At 65.4% G+C, this 7698-nt stretch carries 2 protein-coding genes; one reads left to right on the top strand and one right to left on the bottom strand.

The features are described 5' to 3' along the window. Positions 1-156 precede the first annotated feature (156 nt). Complete coding sequence (locus P0Y58_15995) at positions 157-6492, bottom strand: amino acid adenylation domain-containing protein (GenBank protein WEK28410.1); 6336 nt, start codon at positions 6490-6492, stop codon at positions 157-159. Positions 6493-6910: 418 nt separating this feature from the next. Between P0Y58_15995 and P0Y58_15990 the strand changes: the two genes are divergently transcribed. Beyond that, positions 6911-7693, top strand: coding sequence for a helix-turn-helix transcriptional regulator (locus P0Y58_15990; protein ID WEK28409.1), 783 nt, complete (start codon positions 6911-6913; stop codon positions 7691-7693). Positions 7694-7698: the final 5 nt, after the last annotated feature.

The following is a 7698-nucleotide window of genomic DNA, read 5'->3' as shown; positions in this document are numbered from 1 at the left end:
CGGTAAGCATCCTGCTTTGCCTGGAAATAGGGATGGTGGACACGCTAATGGATCGTGACCGGGCGGTCTGACATGGGAAGTGGGGACAATTCGGACCTGCGTGGTGTATGGCACGGGGGCAGCCGGTGCCATACAACGCGCTGCCTGTTTCGCGGGTCAGAGGCGTCGGCGCTTGCCCAGGCTGGGAATGGTGGTTGGCGGCACTACCACGGCAACCTGCTCGCGCTGGGTACTGGCCGCCAGCCCCGCCAGTGTCGGCTGGCTGAACAGGGTCCTGGCATCCACGTGCAACCCGGCTTGGCGCATGCGTGCCACCAGGCTGACCGCAAGCAACGAATGCCCGCCCAACTCGAAGAAGTTGTCGTCACGGCCTACCTGCTCGATCTTCAGCACCTCGGTCCAGATCCCGGCCAGCGCTGTTTCAAGCTCGCCCTGCGGTGCCTGGTACTCACGGCTGATCACAGCCTCCGCACCTGGTGCCGGCAGGGCCTTGCGGTCGACCTTGCCATTGGTGCTCAACGGCAACGCCGCCAGCCCCACGAACGCCTGCGGCACCATGTACTCGGGCATGCGCGCCAACAGGTGGCTGCGCAACGCCTCCAGCGCCGGCGCCTGCTGGCCATCGCTGCAGGTGAAATATGCCACCAGGCGCTCGTCACGCATCAGCACCACCGCCTGCCCCACAGCCGGGTGTGTAGCCAGCAACGCTTCGATTTCGCCCAGTTCCACCCGCACACCGCGCAACTTGACCTGGAAGTCGTTACGGCCGATGAAGTCCAGATCGCCGTCGGCGCGATAGCGCACCAGGTCACCGGTGCGGTACAGGCGGTCGCCCTCGACAAACGGGCTGGCAATGAAACGCTCGGCCTGCAGTTGTGGCAACCCCAGATAACCACGTGCCACACCGACACCACCGATGTGCAACTGCCCGACCGCACCCAACGGCACCGGCCGGTCATGGGCATCAAGCACATACAGCCGGGTATTGGCGATCGGCCGGCCGATCGGCGGCGCCTGCGTGGGTAGCGGTGCATGCGCTTGCAAGGTCCAGGCGGTGCTGTCGACGGTGGCTTCGGTAGGGCCGTAGACATTGTGCAGGCGCACGTTGGGCAAGTGTTTTCGCACGCTATGCACCAGGGCCAGGGTGAGCTCACCGCCACCACAGAAAATGTCGGTCAGGCTGGTGCAACGCTCAACACCCGGTTGTTCGAGAAACTGATGCAGCAGCGCCGGCACGAACTTGACGATACTGACCTGCTGCGTCTGGATCAGCTGCACCATGTACGCCGGGTCGCGATGGCCATCGGGCCGTGCCAGCACCAGACGCAAACCGGCGGTCAACGGCCAGAACAACTCCCACACCGAGCCATCGAAGGTGAATGGAGCCCGTTGCAGCAAGGCGTCACCCGGGCGCGGCGGGCAGATTTGCGAACCCCAGTGCATCAGGTTGCACAGCCCACGGTGCTCGACCATCACGCCCTTGGGCGTACCCGTGGAACCCGAGGTGTACATCACATAGGCCAGTTGTAATGGCCCCAGCCCCGCCACCTGTGGGTTATCGGGCGGGTTGGCCTGCCAGCCGATGTCGTCGAGGTCGAGCCAGCGACATGGCAATGCGGCGAACAGGCCCTGGGTGGCGCCGTGCACCAGCACCAATGTCGGGGTGCAGTCCTGCAGCATGAAGCGCAGGCGCTCTTGCGGGTAGCCAGGGTCCAACGGCACATAGGCGCCACCGGCCTTGAGCACGCCCAGCAAGGCGACCATCAGCGCAACGCTGCGCTCGACACACACGGCCACCCGGCTGTCAGGGCCGACCCCTTGGGCAATCAGCTGATGGGCCAGGCGGTTGGCCTGGGCGTTGAGGGTTTCATAGTCAAGGCTGTCGTCGCCTGCCTGCAAGGCAACGGCCTTGGGCGTGCGCCGGGCCTGGGCCTCGAATAACGCGGGCAGGGTCTGCCAGGTCGGGCTGTGGTTGTCTTCAGTGCGATTGAACTCCTGTAACAATCGCTGCAGCTCGCCGTCCGGCACTGTGCGCATGGCCTGCAGGCCTGCACTGCTGCGGCTGGCGAGTGCATCGCCCAATTGCTGCAAGGCGTTGAGCAAATAGTCCATGACCCGTTGCGCACTGATCGCACGTGGGGCGCGAATGGCCAGTTGCAGCGTATCCGCCTGTTCATCCACGGTCAGCACCAGCCCGTAGCTGTGTACCTCGCTGGCCTCGGCCAGTTCCACACCTGGCAGCACCTGGCCGAACGGCAAGCTACCCTGGCGGTAGTTGACCAGGCTGTCGAACAACGCGCTGCCTGCTGGCAAGCCACTGCAGCGCTGGGCCAGCAGCAGCGGCGCATCTTCATGCGCCAGCAGCGCTGCCAGCCCGGCGTGGGTTTCACTCAGCGCCTGGCCCGCCGAACGCTGTGCCAGGGTGACACGCAGCGGCAAGCTGTTGATGAACATGCCCATGGCCCGACCGGCCCCCGGGCCGGCCATGCTGCGCCCCAGCAGCACGGTACCGAGCACCACCTCGTCGCGCCCGCCCAAGGTGCCCAACACCTGTGCCCAAGCCAGGTGCAGCAGGCTGGCCAGGCTGGCGCCCTGTTGCCGCACTTGCTGGCGTAGCGCAACGACCCGCTCGCGGGCCAGGCAGTGGTCGTGGCGCTCCAGCTGCTGCTCATCAACCGTTGTGCCCCCGTACCCGGTGATCGGCGCTTGCGGTTCGATACCGGCAAGCTGCTTGCTGAAGAAGGCCGCGTGGCCTGCCTGGCGTTCGGCCTGGGTGCTGGCAGCGACATAGTCGCGGTAGGCCACTGGCTTGGGCAAGCGCTCGCCTTGCCCGGCCATGAAGGCTTCCAGCTCGCCCAGCAGCACCTGCAGCGATACGGCGTCGTTGACCAGGTGATGGAAACGTAACAGGCCCAGCCAACGGCCCTGCCCGGCATCTTCGCTGCACACCAGTGCCATCATCGGCGCATGGCGCAGGTCCAGCGGCCGCTGCTGCGGGTCGAAATGGCTGCGCACCTGCCCGGCAGGGCCGTGCCAGTGCTCAACCGGCAACCTCGCCTGGCGCCAGACCACCTGCTGCGGGTGTTCCAGCCCCTCCCAGCAAAGGCTGGTACGCAGGATGTCGTGGCGCTCGATCACCTGCTGCAAGGCAGCGATAAAGGCTTGCAGCTGCTCGTGACTACCGAAGGTAAACAAGGCCTGCTGCTGGTAGGGGTCGCGGGCATCGGTGACATGGTGATACAGCAGCCCCTGCTGCAGGGGTGCCAGTGGGTAGATTTCCTGCACGTTGCCAGCACCACCTGGCACCGTGGCGACAATGCGGTCAATGGCAGGCTGGTCCAGTTCAGTGAGCGCGAGCATGCCTGGGGTAATGTGCTGGCAACCCGGCAGCACCCGGTTTTCCGGCACCACCGGGCTATCGACCTGCGTCACGCTGGCCGCCAGGCTGGCCAGGGTCGACTGGCCGAACAGCACCTGTATGTCAGCCTGCAAGCCTTGCTGACGCAGGCGCTCGACCAGTTGCACGGCCAACAGTGAGTGGCCGCCCAGTTCGAAGAAATGGTCCTGGCGCCCTACCCGCTCAACCCGCAGCAACTCGCACCATAGCTGCGCCAGCTGCTGCTCGACCAGCCCCTGGGGCGCTTCATGCTCACGGCGCACCTTGGCGCTCTCGTCGGCCTGCGGCAAGGCGCGGCGATCCAGCTTGCCATTGGCGGTCAGCGGCCAGCGCTCAAGGCGTACATAGGCACCCGGCAGCAACGCAACCGGCAGGCGTTCGCGCAAGTGCTCGTGCAATGCACGCGTGGCCACCAGCGGGTCACCGATGAACCAGGCCTGCAACTGGCCGTCGCGCAGCATCACCACGCATTCGCGCACGGCCGCATGGCTGACCAGGGCAGCCTCGATTTCGGCCAGCTCAACCCGTACACCGCGGATCTTCACCTGGTCGTCGTTACGCCCGAGGTATTCAAGGGTACCGTCGGGCAGCCAGCGCACCAGGTCACCGGTGCGGTACATGCGTGCCCCCGCTTGCGGGTTGAACGGGTCGTGCAGAAAACGCTCGGCCGTCATCTGCGGCCGGTTCAGGTAGCCGCGGGCAACGCCCTTGCCACCCACATACAGTTCACCCACCGCACCGGGTGGCAGCAACTGGCGCTGCTCATCGAGCACGTACAGGCGGGTGTTGGCCACCGGGCCGCCGATATGCAGCGGCCCACCCGCCACGACCTGGCCGGAGGTGGCGACCACCGTGGTTTCGGTAGGGCCATAATTGTTGATCACCCGGTAGCGGCGCTCGCGGGCCAGGCGGCGCAGGCGGTCACCGCCAACCAGCAGGGTTTGCAGGGTTGGGTGCAGCTCGCCTTGGGCAAACGCGTGCTCGGCCACCGGGGTTGGCAGGAAGCTGACATCCAGCGGCTGCGCCCGCCACCAGGCGAGCAAGGCGTCGATGTCTTCGGTGCCATCGCGCACCGGCGCCAGGTGCAGGGTTGCACCGCTGCACAGGGCGGGCCAGACCTCCCAGGCCATGGCATCGAAACCGAAACCGGCCAGGCTCGACTGCTGCCGCCCGGGGCCCAGGTCGAAGCTGCTGCAGTGCCAGTCAACCAGGTTGGCCAGCATGTGCTGCTCGACCATCACGCCTTTGGGCAAGCCAGTGGAGCCGGAGGTATAGATGACATAGGCCAGGTCGCTTGGCGATTGCGGGGCAAACCGGAACGCTGCGGCTGGCGTGGCGGCCCAGTTGAAACGATCCAGCTCGACCTGCCTCAGACCATGGGCCGGCAAGCGTTCGGTCAGCCGGGAAAGGGTCAGCAGCACGTCAGGCGCGCTGTCTTCCAGCAGATAGGCCAACCGCTCGCGCGGATGAGCCGGGTCAATCGGCACATAAGCGGCGCCAGCCTTGAGTACGGCCAACAGCCCCACCAGTGTGTCCAGCCCGCGCTGGGCGATCAGCGCAACCCGCCGTTCAGGCCGCACGCCCAGGCCTGCCAGGTGTTGCGCCAGTAATTCTGCACGCCGCTCAAGTTCGCCATATGTCAGCGCCTGGCCGTTGTGCAGCGCAGCCACTGCCGCTGGCCGGGCCTTGGCCTGGGCCTGGATGCGCTGCTGGATCAGGCCCGCATCAGCCACTGGCATTTGCGTGGCATGCCACTGTTCAAGTGCGGCATGCTCACTGCCGGTCAGCAGGTCGAATTGGCCAGGCAGCGCCTGCGGCTGCTGCAGCCCTTGCTCCAGCACATGCAGCAGGCGCCCGGCCAGCGCCCGGGCTTCATCATCGGTAAACCAGGCCCGGTTGTGCACCACGTGCAGCGTCGCCGCGTCACTGTGGCTGTTGCACCGCAGGTGGATACTCAACGGCGTCGGTTCGTGGCCATTGCAGATCATCACGGTGTGGCCAGGCGCGTCAGCAATCTGCAACGCGTTGCTGTCTTCTTCGAACGAGACCATCAGTTCGAACAACTGCGCCCGCTCTTCACGCAGCACGCCGAGGCTGCGGTTGAGTTCACTGAGGGCAAAGCGCTGATGGCGATAATCCTGTTTCAACGCATCGCGAATGCCCTCCACCAGCGCGGCAAACGAGCACTCGCGGGCAAAGCCCATGCGCAGCGCACTCACCTGGGTGAACAACCCCAAGGTTGCCTTGAAGCGGGCGTTGCCGCGGTTGCGCACGGGCAGCCCGACCACCCATTCGTCACGTTGCCAGGTGCGCGTCACGCAAACATGCAACGCAGCCAGCAGCACATGCAGCGGCGACGCTTGCAGCCCGGCAGCAAAGCGGCGCATGCGTGCCAGCAACTGGCTGTCGAACGCTTGCACCTGTGCGCCACTGGGCGAGCCATTCGCCGGCGCAGTGCGCTCGCGCCGGGCCGACAGGGCGTCGGGCAACTGCTGGTAGCTGGCCAGCCAGTAGTCACGGTCGCGTGCATGCCGCGTGGACACCTGATACTGGGCATCATCTGCAATGAAGGCCTGGTAAGAGGCTGCCCCGCGCGGCAGGGGCAGGCCTTGCTGCTGCAACTGGTAGTAGTCGGCGAGCTGCTTGAACCACTGGTCTACCCCCCAGCCATCGAGAATCAGATGATGGGCCTGCACCGCCAGCAGGTGACGTTGGTCGGCAACGCGGATCAACGTTGCGCCCCATAACGGACTGGCGTCCAGGCTGTAAGGCGTACGCATTTGTGCTTCCAGCAAGGCCAGTGCAGCGGCGAACGGCTCGCTTGCCTGACGCAGGTCGTGCCAGGCGAGTGGCACGGCCATGTACGCGGCAAAATACTGGCGGGCAAGGCCGCCTTCGGTGACCAGGACCGTGCGTAGGCCATCATGCTCGGCCACCAGGTGCTGCAGCGCCTGCTGCAACTGCCCGACATCCACCCTGCCCTGCAACTCCACATACGCGCCAATGTTGTACAGCGGCGAGTCGCCATGGCTGATCTGGTCCAGCCAGATGTCACGTTGGGCAACGGTCAGGGCAAAGGTTTCGACGGCGGGCATGATTCGGCAGGTCCTTCTGGTTGATCATCCGCGGATTCAAGCATCGCCGCCTGCAGCTGTATGGCCCGTTAATCCCGGACAACCGCACCCCGCAGGGCGGGCTGCTGAAAAACGTGTAGGAAATTTGCCACTGCGCGCCATCCACGATGGCCTACGGCACACGGTGTACGTCGCGATCAGCCGACATTCGCCGTGCTTCTGGCGTCAAATAGCCGGCCAAGCGCGAATCTGCCCTAAACCCTGCCCCGCCCGGCAGCCACCCGCTGCGGCAGATCGGTGGCATTTTCTGTCCCGGTTTTCCATTACAGACGCCAGCCCGGTAGCGGGCTTGAATACCCCCACCCTCCCGCCATGCCACACGGAGCACTCGACAGCGAGACCACCCGCCGCAATACCCTGAACCGAGGAAGACAAGGAAATGATGCAGACCGACAGCCGCGAATACCGCCCCGACCCACAGCTGTACCTGCAATTGGGGGAACTGATCGCCAGCACCGGCGCTGCAGGCTTTGCCGACCAGATGTTACGCCTGGTCGAAGCACAAGTGCCTGTCCAACGGCTCGAACTCAGCGAATGGACCCTCGACCTGCAGCGGGCCAATGTCAGCCATATCGCGGTGCTGGGCAGTGCCGGGCTGCAACCCGCCCACGCTGCCATCAACAACCTGCGCCAACCGCTGTTGCAACGCATCATGCAGATGAAAGACCCGCTGCTGATCGAGCTCAAGGCGCCTCAGGGCGCCCCTCATCCACACCAGAATGCCCACCAGTGCCACGTGGTGTCGTGCAGTGGCAGCAAACGCTGGGTGATCAGTTTTCATCGTTTGCCAAGCCAGCGCACGTTCTCCCTGAGTGAACTGTCGCAGCTCAAGAGTTTGTCCGACACCCTGCTGCCGCTGGTGGAGCACCACGGTCAACTGCTTGAACAGGGCGCGATGCGTCGCGCCGGGTCGCCTCTGGTCGACCTTGAGGCAGGCTCGCTGCGCCATTCGTTTGGTGAGCGGCTGGTGCAGGAGGCGGTACGCCTGTCGACCCGCGAACAGGAGGTGTGCCTGGGCCTGCTGACCGGCGGAACGGTGCCAGAGATGGCCCAGCGGCTGAATGTGAAGAACAGCTCGGTGGAAACCTACCTCAAGCGTGCCACTGCCAAACTGGGGGTCAGTGGCCGCCATGGCCTGGCGAAATGGATGGCCGGTGCCTGACTGCG

The organism is Candidatus Pseudomonas phytovorans (genome assembly GCA_029202525.1).
GTDB lineage: Bacteria > Pseudomonadota > Gammaproteobacteria > Pseudomonadales > Pseudomonadaceae > Aquipseudomonas > Aquipseudomonas phytovorans.
Note: the sequence above shows the minus strand (reverse complement) of the source record. Positions and strands in the feature narration are given on the sequence as shown.